Origin of the sequence: Acidovorax sp. JMULE5 (assembly GCF_013376875.1) — a bacterium.
GTDB classification, from domain to species: domain Bacteria; phylum Pseudomonadota; class Gammaproteobacteria; order Burkholderiales; family Burkholderiaceae_C; genus Acidovorax; species Acidovorax facilis.
The window spans coordinates 3,748,115-3,772,682 of record NZ_CP035951.1 but is presented as its reverse complement, the minus strand read 5'-3'; the positions used below and the strand labels follow the sequence as shown (position 1 = coordinate 3,772,682).

General features: G+C 65.3%; 15 protein-coding genes. 10 read left to right on the top strand and 5 right to left on the bottom strand.

Annotated features, from left to right (window positions below):
- Positions 1 to 42 precede the first annotated feature (42 nt).
- Positions 43 to 1,995: an acyl-CoA synthetase gene (locus tag EXV95_RS17120; RefSeq protein WP_176887793.1), complete on the top strand. Its 1,953-nt coding sequence runs from the start codon at positions 43 to 45 to the stop codon at positions 1,993 to 1,995.
- 90 nt (positions 1,996 to 2,085) lie between these two features.
- Positions 2,086 to 3,081, top strand: coding sequence for a tripartite tricarboxylate transporter substrate binding protein (locus tag EXV95_RS17115; RefSeq protein WP_176887792.1), 996 nt, complete (start codon positions 2,086 to 2,088; stop codon positions 3,079 to 3,081).
- A 331-nt stretch (positions 3,082 to 3,412) separates the two neighbouring features.
- On the opposite strand, the gene EXV95_RS17110 is transcribed toward EXV95_RS17115, so the two are convergent.
- On the bottom strand, positions 3,413 to 5,959 hold the full coding sequence (locus EXV95_RS17110; RefSeq protein WP_176887791.1) for an EAL domain-containing protein: 2,547 nt from the start codon (positions 5,957 to 5,959) through the stop codon (positions 3,413 to 3,415).
- A gap of 157 nt (positions 5,960 to 6,116) precedes the next feature.
- On the opposite strand from EXV95_RS17110, the gene EXV95_RS17105 reads away from it, so the two are divergent.
- Together EXV95_RS17105 and EXV95_RS17100 are read left to right on the top strand one after the other, a co-directional pair.
- Entirely contained in the window at positions 6,117 to 11,102 is a 4,986-nt protein-coding gene (locus EXV95_RS17105) for a PAS domain S-box protein (RefSeq protein WP_176887790.1), read from the top strand.
- A 98-nt stretch (positions 11,103 to 11,200) separates the two neighbouring features.
- On the top strand, positions 11,201 to 12,193 hold the full coding sequence (locus EXV95_RS17100; protein ID WP_176887789.1) for a diguanylate cyclase: 993 nt from the start codon (positions 11,201 to 11,203) through the stop codon (positions 12,191 to 12,193).
- Between the two features lie 69 nt (positions 12,194 to 12,262).
- Here the strand turns inward: EXV95_RS17100 and EXV95_RS17095 are convergent, their stop codons facing one another.
- Complete coding sequence (locus EXV95_RS17095) at positions 12,263 to 14,338, bottom strand: acetoacetate--CoA ligase (protein ID WP_176887783.1); 2,076 nt, start codon at positions 14,336 to 14,338, stop codon at positions 12,263 to 12,265.
- A 275-nt stretch (positions 14,339 to 14,613) separates the two neighbouring features.
- Between EXV95_RS17095 and EXV95_RS17090 the strand changes: the two genes are divergently transcribed.
- The 3 genes from EXV95_RS17090 to EXV95_RS17080 all read left to right on the top strand — a co-directional run bounded on the left by EXV95_RS17090 (position 14,614) and on the right by EXV95_RS17080 (position 18,998).
- On the top strand, positions 14,614 to 16,995 hold the full coding sequence (locus tag EXV95_RS17090; protein ID WP_255484774.1) for a LamG-like jellyroll fold domain-containing protein: 2,382 nt from the start codon (positions 14,614 to 14,616) through the stop codon (positions 16,993 to 16,995).
- A gap of 110 nt (positions 16,996 to 17,105) precedes the next feature.
- Positions 17,106 to 17,720, top strand: a complete 615-nt coding sequence (locus EXV95_RS17085) for a TetR/AcrR family transcriptional regulator (RefSeq protein WP_176887780.1) — start codon at positions 17,106 to 17,108, stop codon at positions 17,718 to 17,720.
- Between the two features lie 378 nt (positions 17,721 to 18,098).
- Positions 18,099 to 18,998, top strand: a complete 900-nt coding sequence (locus tag EXV95_RS17080) for an alpha/beta fold hydrolase (RefSeq protein WP_176887778.1) — start codon at positions 18,099 to 18,101, stop codon at positions 18,996 to 18,998.
- 168 nt (positions 18,999 to 19,166) lie between these two features.
- On the opposite strand, the gene EXV95_RS17075 is transcribed toward EXV95_RS17080, so the two are convergent.
- Positions 19,167 to 20,123 (bottom strand): PLP-dependent aspartate aminotransferase family protein, encoded by a 957-nt coding sequence (locus tag EXV95_RS17075; RefSeq protein ID WP_255484773.1) that lies wholly within the window; start codon positions 20,121 to 20,123, stop codon positions 19,167 to 19,169.
- Positions 20,012 to 20,590, bottom strand: coding sequence for a PLP-dependent transferase (locus EXV95_RS25005; protein WP_255484772.1), 579 nt, complete (start codon positions 20,588 to 20,590; stop codon positions 20,012 to 20,014). Before EXV95_RS25005 ends, EXV95_RS17075 begins: the two co-directional genes overlap by 112 nt.
- Positions 20,591 to 20,638: 48 nt before the next feature.
- On the opposite strand from EXV95_RS25005, the gene EXV95_RS17065 reads away from it, so the two are divergent.
- From EXV95_RS17065 to ubiM, 3 genes are all read left to right on the top strand, one after another.
- Entirely contained in the window at positions 20,639 to 21,457 is an 819-nt protein-coding gene (locus EXV95_RS17065; RefSeq protein ID WP_176887777.1) for a helix-turn-helix transcriptional regulator, read from the top strand.
- Between the two features lie 134 nt (positions 21,458 to 21,591).
- Entirely contained in the window at positions 21,592 to 22,008 is a 417-nt protein-coding gene (locus EXV95_RS17060) for a hypothetical protein (protein ID WP_082437353.1), read from the top strand.
- A gap of 192 nt (positions 22,009 to 22,200) precedes the next feature.
- On the top strand, positions 22,201 to 23,472 hold the full coding sequence (gene ubiM, locus EXV95_RS17055) for a 5-demethoxyubiquinol-8 5-hydroxylase UbiM (RefSeq protein ID WP_176887773.1): 1,272 nt from the start codon (positions 22,201 to 22,203) through the stop codon (positions 23,470 to 23,472).
- Positions 23,473 to 23,573: 101 nt separating this feature from the next.
- On the opposite strand, the gene EXV95_RS17050 is transcribed toward ubiM, so the two are convergent.
- Entirely contained in the window at positions 23,574 to 24,536 is a 963-nt protein-coding gene (locus tag EXV95_RS17050; RefSeq protein WP_255484771.1) for a class I SAM-dependent methyltransferase, read from the bottom strand.
- Between the last annotated feature and the right edge of the window lie 32 nt (positions 24,537 to 24,568).

Genomic DNA, 24,568 nt, shown 5'->3' with positions numbered 1-24,568 from the left:
GCCGGTGACCGACCCGCAGCCCCATAAGACCCGAGAACCGCCATGCGCCTCCCACAGATGCCCCCGCTCCACACGCCTTTCTCCCCCGGTGCCCCGGTGCGCAGCCTGCAGGATGTAGAACGGATTGAAGCCCGCCCCCTGGCCGAAGCGCTGCCAGTGCAAAGCACCTACGAAATCTTTGTGAATTCGGCGGCGGCGTTTGGCGACAAGACGGCGCTGAGCTTTCTGCCCACGGCCGACCCTGCCGCCGAGCCCATCCGCTGGTCGTACGCGCAATTGCTCACCGGCATCCACCAGACGGCCAACCTGCTGCACCACCTGGGCGTGGGGCCAGAGGACGCCGTGGCCGTGCTGCTGCCCGGCTGCCTCGAATACCACCTGGCCCTGTGGGGCGGCGAGGCGGCGGGCATCGTGCAGCCGCTCAACCCCATGCTCACCGACGAGAAGATCGCGGCCATGATGCAGCTCGCGTGCGCCAAGGTACTGATTGCCTACGGCGCCGAAGGTGATCTGGGCTACTGGAGCAAGGCGCTGCGCCTGCGCGCCCTGGTGCCCACGTTGACCACCGTGCTGCGTGTGGCCCCGCACGACGAAGCCCCCGAGGCAACGCCTGCCCTGCCCGCTGGCCTGGTGAACCTGGCCGAGCGCCACCAGCACCCCGACGACCACCTGGTGAGCGGCCGCCACATTGCTGCCACCGACATTGCGGCGTACTTTCACACCGGCGGCACCACCGGCGCGCCCAAGCTCGCGCGCCACAGCCACGGCGCGCAGGTGTTCACCGCCTGGGGCAGCGTGCAGATGCAAGGCATACGGCCCGAGGACGTGGGCATCAACGGCTACCCGCTGTTCCATGTGGCGGGCGTACTGCCGGGCTCGCTGGCTGCGCTGTCGGCGGGGGTGGAGACCATCATCCCCACCACCGGCCTGTTCCGCAACCGCGAGGTGATTGCCAACTACTGGCGGCTGGTGGAGCGCTACCGCTGCACCTACCTGTCGGCCGTGCCCACGGTGCTGGCGGCACTGGCCAACGTGCCGCTGGGCGGCGCCAATATCTCCACGCTGCGCTACTGCCGCACGGGTGCGGCCATCCTCGCGCCCGAGCTGGCAGCGCGGTTTAAGCGCCTGTTTGGCCTGCACATCCACGAAAGCCTGGGCATGACGGAGATGGCCGGCATCTCCACCATCACCCCACCGGGTGTGAACGCACCCGCAGGCTGCGTGGGCTGGCGGCTGCCCTATACCCAGCTGCGCATCGTGGCGCTGGATGCGCAGGGCAATGCGTCGGACCAGGACATGCCACCCGGCCAGCCGGGCATGGTGCTCTTCCAGTCCCCCAACCTGTTCTCAGGTTTTCTCGACGCGGCCGACACGGCCAAGGCGTTTACCCACGATGGCTGGCTGGCCACCGGCGACCTCGGCTTTGTGGACGACCAGGGTCGCCTGCACCTGAGCGGCCGTTCCAAGGACCTCATCATCCGCAGCGGCCACAACATCGACCCCAAGGTGATCGAAGACGCGCTGGGCGCCCACCCCGCCGTGCAACTTGCTGCCGCCGTGGGTGCGCCCGACGCCTATGCGGGCGAGCTGCCCGTGGTCTACGCCACGCTGCGGCCCGGCGTGCAGGTGACGGAAGCGGAGCTGATGGCCTTCACCGCCGAACGCGTGGACGAGGCCGTGGCCCGCCCGCGCTGGGTGCAGGTGATCGAGCACATGCCCGTGACCAACGTGGGCAAGATCTACAAGCCCGAGCTGCGCCAGCGTGCGGCTTGCCACACGGTGCAGGCGCTGGTGGATGGCGTGTGTGCCGCCGAAGCCCCAGGCCAGCCCCGCCCAGAGGTTCAGCCCGAAGGCGACAACGCGGTGCGTGTGGCCGTGGCCCCCGGCGCACAGGCAGACGCACTGGCCACCCGCCTGCGCGAGGTGCTTGCGCCCCTGCCCCTCACCGTGCGCATTACCACCGCCCCCGCCGCAGGGAGCCCCCAGACCGCATAAGCCCATGGCGTGACAGCCAGGCCCCGGCCCGCCACCATGCATGCGGAGCCCGCTGAGTGAATTTTGATAACCATGACAGGAGACAAACCGATGCACTTCCACCCCCTGATGTCCCGCCGCACCTGGCTCGGCGCCGCTGCGCTGGCCGCCGCTTTCACCGGCACGTCGGCCTTCGCGCAGGCCTACCCCAACAAGCCCATCAAGATCGTGGTGCCCTTTGCCGCTGGCGGCGCCACCGATGTGCTGGCACGCGTGCTGGCCGAAAAGATGGCCGTGGGCCTGGGCCAGCCGATGGTTATCGACAACAAACCCGGCGCGGCCGGCATCATCGGCACCGACGCGGTGGCCAAGGCGGCGCCCGATGGCTACACGCTGCTGCTGGGCCTGAGCAACTCCATGCTCACCAACCAGTTCCTCTACACCAAGCTGCCCTACAGCCCCGAGCGCGACATCGCGCCCATCTACCAGATCGCCATCGCGCCGCTGGTGCTGGTGGCGCACCCCAGCGTGACCGCATCCACGGGGCCCGAACTGCTCAAGTACGTGGTGGCCAACAAGGGCAAGGTGGCCTATGGCTCGTACGGCACGGGCGCGTATCCGCACCTGGCCGGGGCCTACATGAGCCTCACGCAGAATGCCGACATGAGCCACGTGGCCTACCGGGGCGAGGCGCCCATGGTGCAGGACCTGCTCGGCGGCCAGATCCAGATCGCGTTTGCCAGCGCGCTGCAGGTCAAGCCCCACATCGAGGCGGGCAAGCTCAAGGCCATTGGCGTGAGCGGCGAGCGCCGCATGGGCACCCTGCCCAATGTGCCCAGCCTGGCCGAACAGGGCCTGAACGACGAGGCCTACCGCGTGGCCGGGTGGCTGGCGTTTGGCGCACCCGCCGGCACGCCCCCTGCCATCCTGGAGCGCATTGCCGCCGAAGTACGCAAGGCCACCGAGCAACCCGATGTAGCGCAGCGCATTGCGGCCATGGGCTTTGATGTGCAGAACAGCTCACCCGCGCTGTTTGCGGCGGCGATTGCGAAGGAACGGCCGGTGTGGGAGAGGTTGATCAAGGCATCTGGCGCCAAACTGGATTAGTGCGTTGGTGGGGAGGGGGCCACCGCGGTGGCATCAGCCACAGAGCCCCCAAACAGACTCTGTCCTCGCAACTAACGGCGGCAGACCGGAATACTGCTGGCTCATAAGGGCGCACTTCAATGAACGAAATAGGTCCTACCGCTTATCTCGAAAGCACATAAGGCCCTGCACAACCAGCTTGAACTATTCAACCATCGCAGTTAGCCAACTGCTGCACAGGCCATCAAGTGCGGTATCAGCCAGAACTCGGAAATCAGGGTGAGAGCTACAAACGGCCCTGTCTCCCTCCTCTCAAGGCAATACAGGCTACGGACCTTGGCGACAAAATGGCTTACACGCTGGGTTGTGTCTGTTTTCTCTGCTCCAGCCAGACCAGCAAGGCGTCTGCAGCCATGGGCTTGCTGTAAAAGTATCCCTGCATGGTGTTGCAACCCATACCCAACAGCTGGTCTACTTGTCCTTGGGTTTCTACTCCTTCAGCAATCAACCCCATCTGCAGGCTCTTGCCCAACTGAATGATCGCCGACGCTATGGAGACGCTCTGGTGTGATGTCGCAAGCTGCGACACGAATGATTTGTCAATTTTGAGTACATCCACCGGCAGCTGGCTAAGGTAGGCCAAACTGGAGTAACCCGTACCGAAATCATCCAGGGCGACCCGGAAACCATGCTGCCGGAGCCGGTCAAGAAGGTGCTTCATATTATCGGCATCCCGCATCAATTGCCCTTCGGTAATCTCCAGCTCAATGCACTCTGGATTGACGCCATGCGCAGCACATAGCTCGCACAGCGATTCCAAATAATCGGGTTGCGCAAATTGAACGATGGAGACATTGATAGCCACATGAAGGTTGTGACCCAGAGCGCGCGCATTTTTGATCTGCTTGCATGCATCCAGGAGCACTGCGCGGCCCAAGGCAACAATCAGCCCGGTCTCCTCGGCATATGCGATGAACTCTGATGGTGCGATCAATTCACCGGATTCATCTCGAAGCCGAACAAGAGCCTCTACGGTATCCACTCTCAGGCTGGGCACTTCAACTTGTGGCTGGTAATGAACTTCCACCCTGCCATTGTCTATTGCTGCGCGCAGGGTTTTTCCTGTGCGGCTGCGTTGCATGAGCATGTGCTCTATGGATGCCGAGTGAAAGCTGTAGCGATTGCGTCCGTCGGATTTGGCCCGGTACAGCGCTGAATCTGCATGCCGCATGAGATCCTCTCGCGTCAACGCATCGTCAGGATAGACGCTGATACCCACGCTGCAGCCCACATGGAAATCAGTGCCTTCGATTATGATCGTCGAGGACACCCCATCAATCGCTGCCTGCGCCAGAAGCCGCGCTTGTTCAGGCGATTGAATTTCGGGGAGCAGGATCATGAATTCATCACCCCCTTGCCTGCTGACTGTGGCGTCGCTGGAAAAAGTAGCGGTCAACCGATCAGCCACAGTGCGCAGGATCAAATCCCCAATGTGGTGGCCATGTGAGTCGTTGACAAATTTGAAGTGATCCAGGTCCAGAATCATTAACGCCAACGAGCCATGTGCAGCCACCGCTGACCGCATGGCCTGCGATATCCGGTCTGCCAGCAGCAGGCGATTGGGCAGGTCCGTCAACTGGTCATGCTGCGCCAGATGGGTCATCTTGATGGCCATCGCGCGTGTCTCACTCACGTCGTGAAACACGATCACGGCACCCACAATGTTGCCCTCGGCGTCCCGAATGGGAGACGCCGAATCTTCGACCGGAACCCGGTGGCCGTTGCGGGTGACCAGCAAGGTGTCCAGCGCCATGCCGACCGTTCTTTGCTGCACGAGCGCGATGCGTATGGGGTTCTGGAGCGTGACCTCCTCGCCATGGCTGCGCAGGGGCATGACGCTCTCGATAGGTTGACCCAATGCGTCTTCCATCGCCCATTCGGTCATCGTCTCGGCAACGGGGTTCATGTAAGTGATGCGGCCCAAAGCGTCTGTGGCAATCACGCTGTCGCCAATCGAACTCAAAATGACCTGCGCGCGCTCGCGTTCCTCGCCGAGCGCGGCCTCGGCAGCACTGACTGCTGTGACATCCGTGAGCAGAAGCAACGCGCCCCAGGCGTTTTTTGCGTCCAGCCGCAGCACAGCCGACGCATGAATATGCCGTTTGCTGCCGTCGGTTGCGCGGTAACTCAGTGCGATGCTGGCGTCCGCGGGTGATTTGTCCCGCCCTGCCTGGTGCAGCAGGCGTTCCAGCAGCGTATGCACACTGTGCGCCAGTTCCTCTGCCAGCACGGCCCGAACCGGCGCGCCCGCGAATCCACCGGGTGGAACACCAAACCAGCGGCCGTCCTGGTCGCTGCAAAGCTGGCATCTGAGGTCGCTGTCCCAGAACGTGATGTGCCCTGGCACATTCTTGATGACATCGGCCAAGTCACGCTGCGTGCTCCAAAGCCTCCGCTGCTCGCGGCGCAGGGCAAGCTGCACTTGCACCCTTGCTCTTACCAGCTGGATGTTGAAAGGCTTGGGAACGAAGTCTGACGCACCCACTTCAAAGGCCTTCAGCTCATGATCCACATCACCGTTGCTGGTGATGAAAATGATGGCGGCGTCCTGCGTTTCTGGGCAGCTCTTTAAATCAGCACACAGCTGATAGCCGTCACGATCTGGCATGGAGATATCCAGAAGAACCACGCTGGGCTTCAATCGTTTCGCCAGGCTCAAGACTTCGGTGGCCCGGGTGGTGAAGGCGACGGTCCCGAGGTCCTTGACTACAGCATGCAGCGTTTGCACGCAGACGACATCGTCATCAACGATAAGAATATGTTCAGCTTGTTCGCCATGATGGTCGCGCGCTGTGATTGCCCCACTGGACATGTTGTATTGCCTTTCAGATATGGCCAAGCTTTCGCCCTCCGCTGATAAGTGTGCGTCAATAATGTGAAAATCGCTGCACGAAAAATGTGCAGGTAGCGGCCCTTAATGGGGCGGGGGGCGGGGACGGGCCCCACGTCGCCCCATCTCATGGGAGCGTAAACACCACGCGGAGAACGACCACCCCATGCGCTTGAACAAGCTGTCATTGTCCCCACTGGTCTGGACGGCCGCCACATTGGCCATCGGGCTTGCGGCGAGTGTGCTGCTGGCCTGCTACCAGAAAGATTCCAACACCCGATCCGCTCAATCCAGATTTGAAGCGCTCTCCGAGGATGTCGTTGAGCGCCTGCAGCGGCGTATACAACTCTATGAGTACGGCCTGCGGGGGGCCAGAGCGGTGGTCGTCACGGCTGGCGAGACGGGTATCAACCCACGCTTGTTCCGCCAATACACCGAGACGCGCAATTTCGCGGAAGAGTTTCCGGGCGCGCGGGGGTTCGGCTTCATTCGAAGGGTGCCCAGGCCGCAAACGGATGCTTATCTGCAAGCCCGACGGGCAGACGGACTCCCGGATTTTTCAATCAAGTCACTGAACGAGCACACTGAAGAACGCTTCGTCATTGAGTACATCGAACCGGTGGAGCGCAACCGTGTGGCCCAGGGGTTGGACATAGGATCGGAAGCGAATCGCCGCCAAGCCGCTGTGTCTGCCATGCAAACAGGCAAGGCCACGATCACCGGCCCCATCACCCTGATCCAGGCAGCTGGGGACCCACAGCGCTCCGTGCTGTTCCTGCTGCCGGTATACCGCAGCGGCGCCACCCCTGCAGAGGTTGATCAGCGTGAATCCAATGCGTTCGGCTGGGCCTACGCACCCCTGGCATTGAGTGAGGTGTTGGCCGACTTCAACATGGCGCAGTTGCAGTACGACCTGTCCATCACGGATGTTTCCAACCCCTCCACACCCGAGGCCGTTTTCGACAGCCGCCGGCAATCCGACGGGGGCGATATCACTTTTCATCAAACCCTGGAGCGCGAAATCTACGGCCGTTTGTGGCGCTTTAACCTGACAGCGCGGCCCGAGTTCGTTGCAAGCCTGGGCCAGTTTTCCTGGCTTGCCGTACTCGCAATCGGGGGGGGTACAAGCCTTCTGATTGCACTGTTGGTGGGGTCGGCGCGGGTTGGCATCGAACGCAAGCGGAAAAACCTGCTGCAGCAGGCCCAGCTGGCCACCATTGTGGAGAACTCCGCAGACGCCATCGTGGGCGAATCCACGGACGGAAAAGTCATCATCTGGAACCCGGCCGCGGAGCGCCTGTTTGGATATGAACGGCGCGACGTGATCGGTCAGCCCATGATTGAGCGCATGACGCCGGAGGCCGAAAAAGCCGAAGAACAGTTGTTGGTGCAAAAGGTAAAGTCCCAAAGCCACGTACAGCCCGCGGACAGAGCGCTACTAACCCGGAGTGGCGCCCCCGCGCTGGTTTCCGTAGCGGCAAGTCCCATACGTGATGAACAAGGCGAGATCATCGGCATCGCGCGGTTCATCCGCGACATCCAAGACCGCCTGCGTGCAGAAAAGGCAGTGGTGGACCTTGCCGCCAGCCTGGAAAAGCAGGTGGAAAGCCGCACGGCCGAGCTGGAAACGGCACGCCACGACCTGCAGACGGTGCTGGATTCCGTGCCGTCAATGATCGGCTACTGGGACAAGAACTTGCGAAACCGCGTTGCCAATCGCGCCTACACCGATTGGTTTGGTATGGATGCGCGCACTCTTTTTGGCAAGTCGATGGTGGACGTGCTGGGCGGCGATCTTCTTGCGCGCAATCAGTCCTACATTGACGCCGCGCTGCGGGGTGAGCGGCAACAGTTTGAAAGAGCCATTCCCCGTCTCGACGGCAGAGGAATGCGCCATGCGCTGACCAACTATTTGCCCGACATCGTTGGCGGCGAAGTGCGTGGCTTTTATGTGATCGTGCATGACGTGACCGAAGTGGTGGAGAGTCGGCAAGCCATCAGCAAGGAACGCGAGCGGCTGACGCACATCATCGAAGGCACCCACGTTGGCACCTGGGAATGGAACGCCCAGACCGGCGAGATCATCATCAACGAGCGCTGGGCGGAAATCATCGGCTACTCCCTGGCTGAACTGAGCCCTACGACGATTGATACCTGGAAGGCCCACGCGCACCCCGATGACTTGCCGCAGGCGCAAGCGCTTCTCGACCAGCATTTCAAGGGCATCAATCCGCAGTACCAGAGCGTCATGCGCATGCGCCACAAGCAAGGGCACTGGGTGTGGATCCAGTCGCGTGGCAGGACGTTCACCCGCACGCCTGCGGGCGAGCCCGAATGGATGTACGGAACACACCAGGACATTACGGCGGCCAAAGAGGCCGAAGTACGACTTCAGGAAGTGGTTGCCATGCTGGGTGGAGTGCTCAGTGCTGCCACCCAGCAATCCATCATCACCACCGACAAAGACGGCATCATCAAGCTCTTCAATACCGGGGCTGAAAAAATGTTGGGCTATACGGCCCAGGAGCTTGTGGGTATCAGCTCTCCGGCTCCCTTGCATCTGCGAGAGGAAGTGGAGGCCTACGGCGAAGAACTGTCGCAGCGCTACGGGTATCCCGTAGAGGGCTTCAGGGCGTTTGTGCATGAGGCCGAGCGGCTGGGCTTTGAAACCCGCGAATGGACGTATGTGCGCAAAGACGGGCATCAACTGCGTGTGCAGCTCTCCGTCAACGCGATTCGCGACACGCACGGCGACATTCTGGGCTACCTCGGTATTGCGCAGGACATGACGGAACGGCACCGCCAGGACCGGGCCCTGCGCCATGCCAAGGCAGCTGCCGAAACCGCCAGCACGGCCAAAAGCATGTTTCTTGCAAACATGAGCCACGAAATCCGCACGCCCATGAACGCGGTGCTGGGGGTGGCCCATTTGCTGGCAGACACATCGCTCGATGACGACCAGCGTCAGCTCCTGAAAAAGCTCCAGATCGCGGGCCGCTCATTGTTGGGAATCATCAACGACATTCTGGACATCTCCAAGATTGAAGCGGGCGAGATGACCACCGAATCGGTCATCTTTCCTTTGCCCGAACTGATCAGCGAGCTTGTGCAGCTCTACTCTCCACAGGCCGAAGCGAAGGGTGTGGTGCTGCAGGCGCGCGACGTGAATGATCTTCCGGTGGCACTGGAGGGCGACCCGACACGGCTTCGCCAGGTGCTTTCCAACCTGGTGGGCAATGCCATCAAGTTCACCCAGCAGGGCTCTGTACGGCTTGAGGTGGAGCGCGTGCACAGCACCGCCCCCGTGGATCAGCGCGCCTGGTTGAAGTTCTCCGTCATAGATACCGGTGAAGGCGTTTCCGAGTCGGCAACGAAGAACCTGTTCACGCCTTTCGCCCAGGCGGACACGTCCACCACGCGCCGATTTGGTGGCACCGGGTTGGGACTTTCCATCGTCAAGCGCATGGCCCAGCTGATGGGCGGCGATGTGGGGGTAGAAAGTGTTCTGGGCCAAGGCAGTACGTTCTGGGTGCAGTTGCCGTTCGCCCTCCCAGACGAAACCGAGTTTGTGTCGCCCTTGGCGTCCAAACAAGACCGACTGACCGTGTTCATAGCGGATGACAACGAAATTGATCTGGAGGGGCTGACCAGAATGTGCCAGGCCTTTGGCTGGCGCACGACGGCGGTTGCGTCAGGCACCGAGCTGGTGCACCGCATGCAGGACCTGGCCGATGCACACAAGGCACTGCCCGACGCGCTGGTGGTTGACTGGAAGATGCCCGGTCTGGACGGAATTGAGGCACTGGACATGTTGGCAGATCGGCTGGGGGCAGCGACACTTCCTGCCACCCTGGTGGTGTCTGCCCACGAACGGGATCAAGTGGCAGCCCATGACCGCTTCGGGATCGTCAACCGTATTCTGACCAAACCCGTCAACCCGTCCACCCTGTTCAATGCCGTCAACGCCTCCGTGGCAGAGCACACCGGTAATCATGACCACGTGATTGCCAGCACCCGACTGGACTCGATGCGCGGCTCTTGGCTTCAAGGTCTGCGCATTTTGCTGGTGGACGACAGCGACATCAATTTGGAGGTTGCGCGCAGAATTCTCGAAAAAGAAGGGGCCACTGTGGAGGTCCGGACAAACGGTCGCGAGGCGGTGGAGGCACTTAAATATTCGCTGTCCGACACCGTGGCCTATGACGCCGTGCTGATGGACGTGCAGATGCCGATCATGGATGGCTATGAGGCCACGTCTTTTGCGCGCCGTGAGTTGGGCATGACGGAAATCCCGATCATTGCGCTCACTGCGGGCGCGCTGTCCGAAGAAAGGCGGCGCGCTGAGGCGGCAGGCATGGACGCGTTCCTTACCAAGCCGCTGGACCCGGCGCTTTTGGTGCGGACCTTGCACAAGCATGTCAGCAAGCGAAGAGGGACACCGGTAGCAGTTGCGGTGGCCATCAGAGAGGCTGCTGCCGCACAGGCTTCGCCTCCACACTGGCCAGAGATTGAGGGCATCGACGCCGCCGTGTCGATGAAGTTGCTGCAAGGCGATGAAGACCTTTTTGTCGGCTTGCTGCAACGCTTTGTGAACGACTACGGCAACGCCGATTTCGAGCTGCCCACAGATCACAGTGCGGAGGCGCGCGCGGCTTTCATAGCGCGCGTTCACAAGCTGCGCGGCTCCTCGGGCATGTTGGGTGCCAAACCGCTGCATGCCGTTGCGTCCACGCTAGAGGCGCAACTGCGCGACCTGGACAACCAGCCGTCTGAGCGCACGTCGCTTGACGCATTGATTGCCAGTTCGATCGCATCGCTCAATAGCGCTTTGCAGCAGTTGACAGCGGCCTCGTCTGACACCCGCGCTGCGTTCGCAAAGAAAACCGCCGCATCGCGCGAACCGGTGCCTGCGCAGGCACGCGACATGCCAGCCCCCACCATCGACGAGGCGGGTTTACAGAGAATTCATGCTTTCGTGCAACTGCTTGAAAGGCAAGACTTGGCGGCCATGGGGCAGGTTGATGCTGTGGCCGCAGATTTGCTGGCGTTAATGGGCCCAGAGGACCTGGCCGTGCTGATTGACGCTGTTCAAGCGCTCGACTTTTCGTCGGCACAGCAAACAATTGCCGCCCGGCTGCCAGAGAGGGCGTGACGAATTTCCATCAACCGGCATGACCCGACCAGGCCTCGGTGGCCTTCGTCGGCTTAAGATGTTTTGACAACTGTATTTCTAGCAAGAGCCCCCTACCCATGTCCCCCCCACTTGATTCAGACCGCGCCAGTCTTCTGATCGTTGATGACGATATCTCGGTGATCCAGGTTCTGGCCAAGGCACTTGCTGGCATCGGGAGCATCCGGTACGCGCTGAACGGCAGCGATGCGCTGCGACTGGCAGAGCAAGAGCCGCCCGACGTCGTTTTGCTGGACGCCCATATGCCAGGCATGACGGGCTTTGAAGTGTTGGTCGCCATGCGCGCCCAGCCCCTGTTGGAGGACGTGCCGGTCATCTTCATCACCAGCCACAGCAGCCAGGAGATGGAAGAAGAAGGGCTGGCCAAGGGCGCTGCTGACTTCATCGCAAAACCTTTTCACCCGGCCATTGTTGCTGCGCGCGTGAGAACACAGGTGAGGCTCAAACGCGCCCTGGACCGGCTGCGCCAGCTTTCCTCCACCGACGCGCTCACCGGCGTGTCCAACCGGCGCACGCTGGATGAAACACTGCCGCAGGAGTGCAAGCGCGCTCAGCGCAACCGAACCCCCTTGTCGGTCATCATGCTGGACGTGGATCATTTCAAGCGATTCAACGACACCTACGGGCACGCAGCGGGTGATGACGCCTTGAAAGCCGTGGCCAACGCCATGCTGGCATCGACCAACCGCCCGGCCGATCTGGTCGCCCGCTATGGCGGAGAAGAATTTGCGGTGGTGCTGCCCAGCACGGATGGTGCCGGTGCCATGGCGGTGGCGAGAACGCTGATGGACAACGTGGCCGCACTCAAGATCCCCCATGTGGCTTCAGAGACGGGGTTTTTGACCGTTTCCTTGGGCATTGGCTGCTTTGATCAGGAGTCCAGCCACTGGAATGCGCCCCCCGCAGGTCTCAGGGACCTGACCAGCAGCGCCGCGCAACCGGTGTGCGACGCCATGCTGTTGAAAACGGCCGACGAATCGTTGTATGCGGCAAAGCAAGGCGGGCGGGCGCAAGCAGTGCTGGCGCGGTGTCACGGCGCCATCGACTCCTGACAACCAGTTCAAGGCCCGGAGGCGGGCCCGTCACGTCCGCCTTGCGAGCGAAACACCCGCCCTCTCTCGCTACGGCTGTTCAGGCACTGCTTGTCGGTCAGCCGCAAAAGCGACGTACCAGTCCAGGCACCCCGGGTTCGCCATGGCGTCCTTGTTGACCACCTTCTCGATCGGCTGGCCCAGCAGCAGCTTCTTGATGGGCAGCTCCTGCTTCTTGCCGCTCAAAGTGCGCGGAACTTCGGCCACCACAAAGATGTCGTCGGGCACAAAACGCGGGCTCAGGGCCGTGCGCACTGCGCCGTTGATGCGGCCGCGCAGGGCATCGTCCAGCGCCTGGCCGGGGCGCAGCACCACAAACAGCGGCATGTAGCTCTCGCGGCCCAGGTATTCCAGGTCCACCACCAGGCTGTCGAGCACTTCGGGTAGCGCCTCCACCGCGCTGTAGATCTCGCTCGTGCCCATGCGCAGGCCGTGGCGGTTGATGGTGGCGTCGCTGCGGCCGTAGATGACGCAACCGCCGTTGGCGCCGATCTTGAGCCAGTCGCCATGTCTCCACACCGCGCCCATGCTCGCGGGGCCATCGCCACCGCCGGGCTGGCGACCGTGGCCTGCGGGGTACATGTCGAAGTAGCTCGACAGGTAACGCGAACCATCCTTGTCGCCCCACAGGTAGAGGGGCATCGACGGAATGGGTTGCGCGCAGACCAGCTCGCCCACCTCGTCCATCACCGGCAGGCCCTCGGCGTTCCAGGACTCCACGGCCGCACCGAGCATGCGGCACTGCATCTCGCCCGGCACCTGCGGCATCTCGCGGTTGCCGCCGATGAAGGCGCCGCAGAAGTCGGTGCCGCCCGAGATGTTGTTCCACCAGATGTCGTGCGTGCCCAGCGCCTCGAACTGCGCCGTGCCCCACTGCTGCACCTCGGGCGACAGCGGCGAGCCGGTGGTGCCCAGCGCGCGGATGCGCGTCAGGTCGCCATAGTCGCTGAGCGTGATGCCCGCCTTCATGCAGTTGGCAAAAAACGCCGCGCCCGCGCCGAAGAAGGTCACCCCCGTCTCGGCCGCAAAGCGCCACAGCACGCCCCAGTCGGGGTGGTCCTTGCTGCCGCCGGGGTTGCCGTCGTAGATCACGCAGGTGGTGCCCGAGAGCAGGCCGCTGAGCTGCGCGTTCCACATCACCCAGCCCGTGGAGCTGTACCAGTGGTAGCGCTCGCCCAAGCTGTTGGGTTCGTAGCTGCAGCCGATGTCGTTGTGCAGCACCTTGAGCTGCAGCGCCACCAGCACCGTGCCGCCATGGCCGTGCACGATGGGCTTCGGGAGCCCCGTGGTGCCGCTGGAATAGACGATCCATAGCGGGTGGTCAAACGGCAGCCACATCGGTTCAAACGCTGCGGTTTCCGCATCATTTTGTGCCGTAGCGCTTGTCCAGCTTGCGCAGCCAGCTATCGAAACAGAAGCATCAAGATTACCCAGCAACACCACATGCTGCACGCTGGGCAGGTCGGCGCGCAGCTCGGCCAGCACGCCAGTGCGGTCGTGGTCGCGCCCGCCGTAGGTCACGCCGTCCACGGCGATCAGCACCTTGGGCTCGATCTGGCGGAAGCGGTCGAGCACTGCGTGCGTGCCCATGTCGGGCGCGCAGATGCTCCACACGCCGCCGATGCTCACCGTGGCCAGAAAGGCGACCATGGCCTCGGGCACGTTGGGCAGGTAGGCGGCCACGCGGTCGCCGGGCTGGATGCCCTGGGCCTTGAGGTGCAGCGCCAGCGACGCGACCTGGCGGCGCAGCTCGGGCCAGCTCAGCTCGCGGTGGTTGCCTTTTTCATTGCGGCTGATGATGGCGGGCAGACCCGCTGCGTGCGCCGCATCGACATGGCGCAGCGCCTGGCGCGCGTAGTTGACCTGAGCGCCAGGAAACCACTGGGCGCCGGGCATGGTGTTTTTGCCCAGCACGGCGGTGTGGGGCGTGGGCGATTCGATCCGGAAATAGTCCCACACGCTTTGCCAGAACGCATCCAGCTCGGTGGTGGACCAGCGCCACAGCGCGTCGTAGCTGTCGAACTGCAGGCCGCGCTGGTCGCGCAGCCAGTTCTGGTACAGGCGGATCTGGGGAATGTAAGGCGGGGTTTTGTGTGTTGTCTCCATGGCGACGCAGCGTACCAGTGCCACCGCGCTCCGGCCAGCAGGGCCCGTCACCGGCTTGACAGGGCGGGTGAAGGTGCTGCGGTTGTCCTTCGGGCCCCGTCTGACAAAAATGGAACCACGCTGTGACAGCAGTGCCTGGCAGCAGCCGCTGTCTTCGGTGGGGTAGCAGGAACTTCGCATCGGCACAAGATTTGCATTGCATAACCCTTTGCCGCCCGTGGCGCCGCGCCATTGCCTGCCCTGTACCCCGGATACCGATCAAGACGCCAAGACGCATGACCCACAACCACAAAGACTTTGCAGCGCGGCGCCGCGTTCTAAAGGGCATGGCCGCCATGCCGCTGGCAGGCACGCTGGTGGCCTGTGGTGGCAACCCGGCCGACGCCACCAACACACCGCCCACCACCTCCGCTCCCATTGGCGGGGACACCCCGCCCCCCGCGCCAACGCCAGGTACCACGCCCCCCACAGCACCACCGGCGCCGGCAGTGCCCCCCACCGCGCCGCCCTCCCCCGCGACGCCTCCCTCCACACCGCCAGGCACCCCGCCTCCGCCTTCGGCCCCGCCACCCCCCGCACCACCACCACCACCACCACCACCCCCCGCACCACCACCACCACCACCACCACCACCACCACCACCTCCTCCTCCTCCGCCACCCGCCCCCAGCGCCTTTGTGCACCCGGGCGGGCTACACACGGACGCTGACTTTGCGCGCATGCGCACCAAGATTGCCGAGGGTGCAGCGCCCTGGGTCAGTGGCTGGAACGCGCTGCAAAACTCAGGCCATTCCTCGTTGAGCGCGGACATGTGGCCCCACCCGCTGGCCGTGGTGATCCGTGGCGGCGATGGGCAGAACTTCGGCACCATGATCAAGGACATGCAGCGTGCCTACCAGCTGGCGCTGCGCTGGAAGGTTTCGCAGGAAAACGCCTATGCCGACCGTGCCGTGGCGTTCCTGGATGCGTGGTCGAGCACCATGACCACGCTCACCGGCAATGCGGACCGCTACCTTGCTGCTGGCATCTACGGCTACCAGTGGGCCAATACGGTGGAACTCCTGCGCAGCTACCCCGGCTGGTCGCCCGAGGGCCTGGCCCGGTTCCAGAAACTGCTGCTGGAAGTGTTTTACCCGCTGAGCCACCGCTTTCTAGAGGAACACAACGGCGCCAACATCACCAACTACTGGGCCAACTGGGACCTGTGCAACATCAACGCCATCATGGCCATCGGCATCTGCTGTGACCGGCGCGACCTGTACAACGAGGCCATCAATTACTACAAGAACGGCCGGGGCAATGGCGCGGCCGCGCACAACGTCTATGCCATCCACCCCGGGCACCTGGGGCAATGGCAAGAGAGCGGGCGCGACCAAGGACATGCCACGCTGGGCATGTCGCTGTGCGGCGCGCTGTGCGAAATGGCGTGGTCGCAGGGCGACGATCTGTACGGCTACTGGAACAACCGGCTTCTCTCAGCCGCCGAATACGTGGCGGCCAGCAACCTGGCCGATGCGGGTGGCGCGTATCCGGCGCTGCCGTTCTCACGCTATGCCAACCGCCAGGGCACCTTCACCGGCGTCTCTCCTGCGGGGCGGCCACACCTGCGCCAGTGCTGGGAGCTGCTGTACAACCATTACGTCAACCGCAAGGGGCTCTCTGCGCCCTACACAACGGCCATGGCGGCCAAACTGCGGCCCGAGCAGCGCGGCACCGGGGACGACCCCGGCATGGGCACCTTGACCTTCTCGCGCGAGCCGATTGCAGCCGGGGCCGCGCCCAGCGGCCTCACGGCCCACCTCGTGAATGGCCAGGTGCTGCTGTCCTGGTGGGGCAGCGCCTACGCCACGGCCTATGAGGTGCAGCGCGCACCCGCAGCGTCCGGCCCATTCACCACACTCACCAGCGTGGGCGAACAACGCACCTATACCGACGCACCCGGCGCGGGCACCTGGCACTACCGCATCGTGGCAGTCACCCCAACGGGCCGGCTCACGGGCGCCGAGGTCCGCAGTGTTGACACTACGCCGCAGCTGAGGCTGCATCTGCCCTTGAACGAGGGCAGCGGAACGTCGGCCACCGACCAGAGCGGCAACGCACTGCATGGCCGACTGGTGGGCGCCACGTCCTGGGGCGCTGGCCGCACGGCGGGCAGCAGCGCCGTAGCGCTCGACGGCGCCAGCGGCCACGTGGCCCTGCCCACGGGCATCATGAAAGACTTGGCCGACTTCACGATCTCAGTCTGGGTCTACCGGCAAAGCGCCAGCGCCGGGAACGCCCGCGTGTTTGACATCGGCTCCAGCGACATCGCCTATCTGGCCCTGCTCGCCAACACCAGCACGCTGCGCTTTGCCTCCACCGGCACCACCTATTTCGGCGAGGAAAACGTCACGTCCTCGGTGGCGCTGGGCACGGGCCGGTGGGTGCACCTGGCGGTGGCCCGCCGGGGCACCACCGTGACCCTGTTTGTGGACGGGCAGGCCACCGGCACCCTGGCCGATGCGCCCTTTGCGCCCCACCAGCTGGGCGCCACCACGCAGAACTGGCTGGGCCGCGCGCAGTACGGGTCCGACCCTTACTTTGCGGGCCGCATGCAGGATTTCCGCCTCTACAGCGGGGCGCTGACTTCGGCGCAGATCGCGGCCCTGGCCCAGTGACGCGCTGCACAGCCCCGGCGGCACACCGGGGCTGTGCGCGATACCGGCTTCCAAAACACTGCTGGCAACAGGGGCAGGCTTATTTCGCACAGTTGTGCTAAATTTCGCTCATGGATGCTAAGACCCAAAAATCGGAACTCACCCGCGCCGCCATTGTGGGCGCGGCGCTGGACCTGGCTGCGGCCGAGGGGCTGGAGTCGATCACGCTGCAGGCCGTGGCCGACCGCGTGGGCCTGTCCAAGAGCGGCGTGTTCTCGCGCGCCGGCTCGCGCGAGGCGCTGCAGAAGGCGGTGATCGAGGAGTTTGGCCGCCGCTTCCTGGCCGATGTGTTTGTGCCCGCCATGCAGCACCCCAAGGGCCTGCCGCGCCTCCAAGAAATCGTGCGCCGCTGGATTGCCCGCACGCGCGATGTGGAGGCTTTCACCGGCTGCATCTACACCGCAGGGGCCTTCGAGCTGGACGACCGCGAAGGCGAGCTGCGCGACCTGCTGCATTCGGAGATCACCCGCTGGCGCGCGGCACTGCGCCGCACGGTGATCCAGTCCATCGAGGCCGGCCACCTGCCCGCCGACACCCCGCCCGACCAGCTGGTGGGCGAGATCTATTCCATGATCATGGGCTTGTTGCACGACGTACGCTTCCTGCGCGATCCGCAGGCAGTGGCACGCACCGAGGCGTCCTGGGCGCGCCTCGTCAAGAGCTACACCAATGGATCACCCCCCTGAGCGGCTTCGCCGCTTCCCCCCGCTCTCGCATTGCTGCGCAATGCGGGCAGGGGGACGACGCCAGCGCGGCGGGGCGGCCCTTGCGCGGCGTCCCTCGCCTGGGCAGCGCCCGTTTTGCAGACCGCGCACCCAGCATTGAGTCGCTGACTTTGGATATTGCTCAGAAATAGCTCCTTTTTTTCACTCAATTTCGCACAACCGTGCGAAGAAAGGAACCACTATGTTGATCATCCTGGGCATTGCCGCCATTGCGGCCGCAGTGGGCGCCATCCGGTCGCTGCGCAGCACCCTCACCAGCCTCCCGCGCAGCAACCGGGACTGGGTCTTTTTCTGAGGTGCGCGCCGCGCGCCCCACTCCATCCCTTCAGGAACCCCACCATGAACACCTCCTCTTCATCCACCGCCCTGCGGGCCACGTCCAGCTTCTACGGCGAGCACCCCGGCATGCGCCTACTGCGCCTGGCGCTGGGCGCCACCGAGCGACTGTGGCCCGCACTGGCCGTGCGCGTGGCTGCGCGCCTGTTTGGCACGCCCCTGCCCCTGCGCAAACCCGGCCGCCAAGCCGTGCCGCCCGGCCACTGGCGCACAGAGCGCTGGCCGTTTGAAGACGCCGAGATCACGCTGTACCTGCCCCAGGCCCAACCCCACGGCCCCACGGTGCTCCTGCTGCACGGCTGGGGCGGGCATGCGCGCCAGATGCTGCCGCTGGCCGATGCCCTGGCAGCGCGCGGCCTGCGCCCCGTGCTGGTAGACCTGCCCGCGCACGGCGGCAGCCGGGGCCGCGTGAGCAACCTGCCCCAGTTCGCCCGCGCCATCGAATACGCCACCGCCCGCCTGCACGCGCAGGACTCGGCGCCCCATGCCGTGGTGGCCCATTCGCTGGCTGCCAACGCAGCGGCGCACGCGGCCAGCCGGGGCCTGGCCACCCAGCGGCTGGTGCTGCTGGCACCGCCCGCGTCGCCGCACGAATACACGCGCCTGTTCGCCCAGGTGTTCGGCCTTTCGGAGCGCACGCGTGCCGCCCTGCAGCGGCGCATCGAAGCCCGAGAAGGCATCCTGATGCGCCAGTTCGAGCCCCCGGCTGTGGGCCCACGCATCGCGCTGCCCACGCTGGTGGTGCACGACCGGGGCGACCGCATCAACCGCTTTGCCGATGGCGAGGCCTACCGCGACCACATCCCGGGCGCCACGCTGCTGGCCACCGAGGGGCTGGGGCACCGCAAGATCCTGCAGCAGGCAGAGGTGCTGCAGTCGGTGGTGGACTTCGTGGCGAGCTAGTGTCCCGAATTGGAAATTCGTTTCATAAAGACGTCGAGAATCGCCGCCATGCTGCGTTGCAAATCCTCGCGATAGCACCGGCTATCGCTGTGGTTTGCGCCTTGCCTGACGACGATTTCGACATCTTTATTTCATCAACGGACTTCCAACTCGGACACTTGGCGCCGGTCAGCCCAGACTGCTGAGCGCCTGTGCCAGGTCCGCGCGCAGGTCGCGAGCGTCTTCCAGCCCCACATGCAGGCGGACAAGGCGCCCCTCGTCCGGCAGCGTTGCCAGGTGGCGCTGGTCATAGGGCACGGCGGGCAGCACCAGGCTTTCGTACCCGCCCCAGCTGGTGCCCAGGCTGAAGAGTGCAAGCGCGTCGATGAACGCCGCAAATGCGGCTTCACCGCAGGGCGCCAGCTCAAAGGTGAACGGCCCCGCGGCGCCCGAAAACTGCGCGCGCCAAAGCGCGTGGCCCGGGTCGGAGGGGAGCGCCGGGAACAGCACGCGCCGGACCTGCGGCTGCTGTTGCAGCCATTGGGCCGTCGCCAGCGCGGTCTGCTGGTGCCGTTCGAGCCGCACCGCCAGGGTGCGCAGGCCGCGCAGCGCGAGCCAGCACACATCGGGCGCCGCGTGGGCACCGCTGCGGTCACAAAAGCGCCGGGTGCTGGCCAGGTCTGCGTGCGACCCCGTGATGAGCCCCAGCATGAGGTCGGAGTGCCCGTTGATGTATTTGGTGGCCGAATGGATGACGATGTGCACACCCAGGGCGTGGGCGTCAAAAAACACCGGCGTGCCCCAGGTGGCATCCACCGCCACCGGGATGTGGCGCTGGCGTGCCGCCGCGCACACGGCGCGCACGTCCAGCATCTCCATGGTCAGCGACGCGGGGGTCTCGATGTAGACCAGGCTGGTGTTGTCCCGCAGGTAGGGCGTGATGTCGGCGCCTTCCGGAAAGTACTCAACGGTGGTGCCCTGCGGCACCAGCTCCTGGTCGCAGAAGATGCGCGTGGGCCCGTACACACCCTGGTTCAGCAGCAGGTGGCGGCCCGGCCCGGCATGGGCCAAGAACCTTTTCTCGATCTCGCAGGGGATCGCGTTGGAGCGAAATCGGGATGAGTGGATGCTTCGGATGCGCCGCATGGGCTCATGCCCATGCAAGCAGCCGGGGCGTCCAATCGCCCGATTTCGCTCCAACCCTTCGGGCAGCGGCCTTGGCGGGCGGTCTGCGGCGTTGCGGCGCTTGTGGATAGCCGGGCTATCCACTGCGCACCGCGCCTTGCATCCCATCCCGCCAAGACCGCTGCGCGACCCCTGGGAGACCGAGAAGAGGTTCTATGCACGGCCACGATGGCCGCCAGTCCGCTGGCTGTGGCCAGGCAGGTTTCTGCGCCCGACAACGCGGCCATGCAGCGTTGCAGCTCAAACGTGGTGGAGGTGCCCGAGCGGCCGTAGCGCGGCGAGTCGAACACGGTCTGGTGGTGCGCATGTTTGTAGGCGGCCAAGGTGTCGAACACGACGGTCGAGGCCCGCACCAGCGGCGGGTTGATGGCCTGGGCGGCGCGGGCCGTCTGGCGGCCCGAGTGGACAAGGAAGGTGGTGGTGTGCATGGACCAGGGGGAGGGTGTGGGGAAGAGGTGGCTTCATAATAGGACGGCATGTCAGCATCAGAACGCCAACAAACATCGCCAGGGCGCCAAGACGCCGGCCTGTGGGCCACGCTGGCAAAAACGCACGCGGCCGGCACACTTTTGCCAGCGCACCAGCATCGCAGCGGCCAGCTGGTGTTTGCCACGCGGGGCGTGATGCTGGTCGAGACACCCCACGCGCGCTGGACCGTGCCGCCGCAGCGGGCGCTGTGGGTGCCCCCGCACCACGCCCATGCGATCGAAATCCTCTCTGCCACCGACCTGCGCACGGTGTACTGCCAGCCGGCGCTGGTGGCGCAGTGCGCATCGTTTGCGCGCCGGGACGAGGTGCACGCGGTGATCGCGTCGCCGCTGATCCAGCAGCTGGTGCTGGGGCTCTTCAACGGCGGGTTCGACCACCCCACACGGCAGCTGATGGTGTCCCTGCTACTGCATACGCTGCAGCACACGCCCTGCCTGCCCACCCACCTGCCGATGCCTGTCAGCGAAGGGCTGCGGCGCGCGCTCGCGCTGTTGCTGCAGGCCCACCAGTGGCAGCTCTCGCTGCACGAACTCGCGGCCGAGGCCGCGATGTCCGACCGCACCTTCACCCGGCGCTTCACGGCGGAAGCGGGCCTGAGCTTTCGCGCCTGGCGCCAGCGTGCGCGCATCATTGCCTCTCTCGATCTGCTGGCCTCGGGCCGCCCGGTCAAGGGCATCGCACACGCCCTGCAGTTCGAGAGCCCCGCCGCGTACATCGCCTCGTTCCGCACGCTGCTGGGCTGCACACCGAACACCTTCCGCCAGGGGCAGCACGGCGGCACGGCCGTGGGCGACACGCACCCGTAGCCACCGTACAGGCGGACCCTGCCCTGGGGCGGCGCTGGGTGCCGGGAGCCTCCTCTATCATTCGCAGTCCGCAGCCCTGGCGCTGCCCGACACACTCTCCGATCCGCCCCCACATTCTTCCGATGCATCTCCTCATGTCCGCCTGGCCCGCCCTGGCCCTGCTGCTGCCCGCCCTGGTGCTGGTGTCGGCCATCTACTTCCTGGCCAAGGGCGACCGCAGGGCGTTTGCGCAGCTGCTGGCCCTGCTGGCCTGCTGGGTCATCGGTGCGTTGCTGATGGAGTTCTTCATCTTCATGGCGGCACGCATGGCACGTTCGGGCAGCGCGGCCATGCCAGTGCTGGGCACGGGCACACGCCAGCTGCTGGAGACCATGGCCAGCCCGCGCTCCATCGCCGCACCACCGCTGTCGCTGGCCGCCATGGCGGCCTACAGCGTGCTGGCGGCGTACCTGTGGGTGCTGGTCACCTGGGGGCTGCACCTGCGCGGCAAGCCAGCGGGTGGCGCCCGCAAGAAGCCCGCCAAGGGCGCGCGCAAACCGGCACGCTCGTAACGCACCATAATTTTTGATGCTTTAAGGACCTAGCGCTCATCCCGTATCATTTTTTAGCTATTTAATTTATAGCATTCAGGCACACTGCCTTGATGCAGGGCAAACCGCCGCGCGGAGTGCCCGCCCACAATGGCAAGCCCCACCCCACGGTTGCAGGGTGGATGCCGGGCTGCTTCGCCCGGTCTTCTTGCCATGACCTCCTCCTCACACAGCGACGTTCTCATCGTCGGCGCGGGCCCTGCGGGCCTGTCGCTGGCCATTTCCCTGGCGCAGGCCGGGTTCACCACCACCGTGGTCGAACAGCAGCCTGAGGCCACGTTGGCCCACCCCGCGCCCGATGGCCGCGAGATCGCGCTCACCCACCCCAGCGTGGCCACACTGCAGCGGCTGGGCACCTGGGCCGGCCTGGCGCCCCACGAGGTGGGCACCATCCGCGAAGCGCAGGTGCACGACGGCCCGCTGGGCCAGCGCAGCGCCCTGCAGCTGGGCACCCAGGGTACGGGGCTCCCGGCTCTGGGCTTCATCGTGCCCAACCACGCACTGCGCCGCACGGCCTATGCCGTGGCGGCACGCACACCGGGTGTCCGCATCGTGACCGGCGCCCAGGTGGTGCGCGTGGCCACGCAAGCCGCCCATGCCGAGCTGGAGTACCTGCCGCAGCCTTCCGCCGATGGCGCTGCGGCACCGCCACAGCGCCTGCAGGCCCCGCTGCTGGTGGCGGCGGACAGCCGCTTCTCGGCCACGCGGCGGCAGCTGGGCATTGGCGCACGCATGACGGACTTTGGCCGCACCGTGATCGTTTGCCGCATGCGCCATGCCCAACCCCATGGCGGCGTGGCGCACGAGTGTTTTGGCTACGAACGCACGCTGGCGGTGCTGCCCTTGCCCAATGACCCCCAAGAGGGGCATGCGCTGTGCTCGGTGGTGGTCACGGCGGGCACTGCCGACGCAGGTGCGCTGATGGCCCAGAGCCCGCAGGCCTTCGCCGCCACGGTGCAGGCCCAGCTGGGCGACCGCCTGGGGCCTTTGCAGCTGGAGGGCGAGCGCCACGCCTATCCGCTGGTGGCCGTGTATGCACAGCGTTTTGCAGACCACCGCTGCGCGCTGCTGGGCGACGCCGCCGTGGGCATGCACCCCGTGACGGCGCATGGCTACAACCTGGGTCTGGCCGGTGTGGAACGCCTGACAGCCGCCGTGGTGGCGGCCCGCAGCCAGGGCCACGACATCGGCAATGGCGAAGCCCTGGCCACCTATGCACGGGCGCACCACCGCCACGCCTGGCCGATGTACGAGGGCACCAATGCCATCGTGCGGCTGTATACCGACACGCGCCCCGTGCCGCGCCTGTTGCGGCAGCTGGTGCTGCAGGGCGCGCGGCGGCTGCCACCACTGCAGGCCGCCATCGTGGGCCAGCTGACGGGCAAGGCGCCACGATGGATGCCAGCACTGGCGCCCAGGCATTAGCACAACCTTTGCAACCGGCGCGCCCAACGCCAGCGCCACCGTGGAACTGGTTTTGCCAGACCACCGGTGGCGTCCCCCTCCGGGAGAAGGCGCGAAGCGGCTCAGGGGGAGCCGTCTCCCACGCCGAGAGTCGCCATGCCGTACAGCGGCGCCCCCAGCCACGGCCACCACAGCGTTTCCAGCACCACACCCGGCCAGCCATAACACTCCGACACGCTCTGCTGGCGCAGCAGCGCCAGGCGCGGGTGTGCGGCGGTCAGCTCGTCCATGCCGCCCACGCCCCAGTGGAACTCCGCCCCCGTGGGTCCCACGCTGGCGTGCTGCGCCGCGCGGCCCACGGCACGGTGCGTCATGACATCAATCACCAGGCGCGAGCCTTTCGGGGCGCACTGCGCAAACTCGCGCAGCACGGCCTGCACCTGCGCGGGCTGCAGGTACATGAGCACCCCTTCGCAGACGATGAACACCGGCTGCACGCCCGCGCCATTGCCCTCCCCTTCCTCCTTTGGCAGCCCCAGCCGCTGCCACCAGCCAGGCTGCGTGATGTCCACCGTGGCATGGCGCGTGCGCGGGCAGCGCACCGGCAGCAGCTCGCCGCGCAGGTCCATGACCTCGGGCAGATCAGCATCGAGCCACTGGTTGGCGCCCGTATCGAGCCACTGAAAGTGGTGCGACAGGCCACAGCCCAGGCTCACGCCGCCAGCCGTCGGGTGCGCAAGGAAGAAGCTGCGGCCTGCGTCCTTGATGGCGCGCGTGCGCCACAGTACGTTGAGCACCGTGGGCAGGTCGTCCAGGCACGGTTCCACATCGGCACCCAGGCGCTCCACCAGGCTGGTGGCCACCAAGTCGTTGCAGGCGAGCCAGGGAAAGTAACGGCTCCCCCGCGCGCGCGCGGCCAGCGGGATCAGCAGGGTGCTGGGCACGGCCCGCAGGTGGGCGCGCTGCAGCAGGCAGGGGGTAGCGGAGTCGGAGGCGGCGGCGCCATCCCCCGCGTTCTCAGGGTTGCGCTGCACCGGGGCGGCAGTGCGGGCACGGCGTCGGGTTGGGGGCGGATGCGGCTGCAAGGTCCTCTCCTCCTGTGGCCACCGGGTGCCAC

Excerpts from the sequence above, each read along its gene's own strand:
- EXV95_RS17120 (WP_176887793.1), top strand. The coding sequence starts at position 43 with ATGCGCCTCCCACAGATGCCCCCGCTCCACACGCCTTTCTCCCCCGGT.
- EXV95_RS17115 (WP_176887792.1), top strand. The coding sequence starts at position 2,086 with ATGCACTTCCACCCCCTGATGTCCCGCCGCACCTGGCTCGGCGCCGCT.
- EXV95_RS17105 (WP_176887790.1), top strand. The coding sequence starts at position 6,117 with ATGCGCTTGAACAAGCTGTCATTGTCCCCACTGGTCTGGACGGCCGCC.
- EXV95_RS17100 (WP_176887789.1), top strand. The coding sequence starts at position 11,201 with ATGTCCCCCCCACTTGATTCAGACCGCGCCAGTCTTCTGATCGTTGAT.
- EXV95_RS17095 (WP_176887783.1), bottom strand. The coding sequence starts at position 14,338 with ATGGAGACAACACACAAAACCCCGCCTTACATTCCCCAGATCCGCCTG.
- EXV95_RS17090 (WP_255484774.1), top strand. The coding sequence starts at position 14,614 with ATGACCCACAACCACAAAGACTTTGCAGCGCGGCGCCGCGTTCTAAAG.
- EXV95_RS17085 (WP_176887780.1), top strand. The coding sequence starts at position 17,106 with ATGGATGCTAAGACCCAAAAATCGGAACTCACCCGCGCCGCCATTGTG.
- EXV95_RS17080 (WP_176887778.1), top strand. The coding sequence starts at position 18,099 with ATGAACACCTCCTCTTCATCCACCGCCCTGCGGGCCACGTCCAGCTTC.
- EXV95_RS17075 (WP_255484773.1), bottom strand. The coding sequence starts at position 20,123 with ATGCGGCGCATCCGAAGCATCCACTCATCCCGATTTCGCTCCAACGCG.
- EXV95_RS25005 (WP_255484772.1), bottom strand. The coding sequence starts at position 20,590 with ATGCACACCACCACCTTCCTTGTCCACTCGGGCCGCCAGACGGCCCGC.
- EXV95_RS17065 (WP_176887777.1), top strand. The coding sequence starts at position 20,639 with ATGTCAGCATCAGAACGCCAACAAACATCGCCAGGGCGCCAAGACGCC.
- EXV95_RS17060 (WP_082437353.1), top strand. The coding sequence starts at position 21,592 with ATGTCCGCCTGGCCCGCCCTGGCCCTGCTGCTGCCCGCCCTGGTGCTG.
- ubiM (WP_176887773.1), top strand. The coding sequence starts at position 22,201 with ATGACCTCCTCCTCACACAGCGACGTTCTCATCGTCGGCGCGGGCCCT.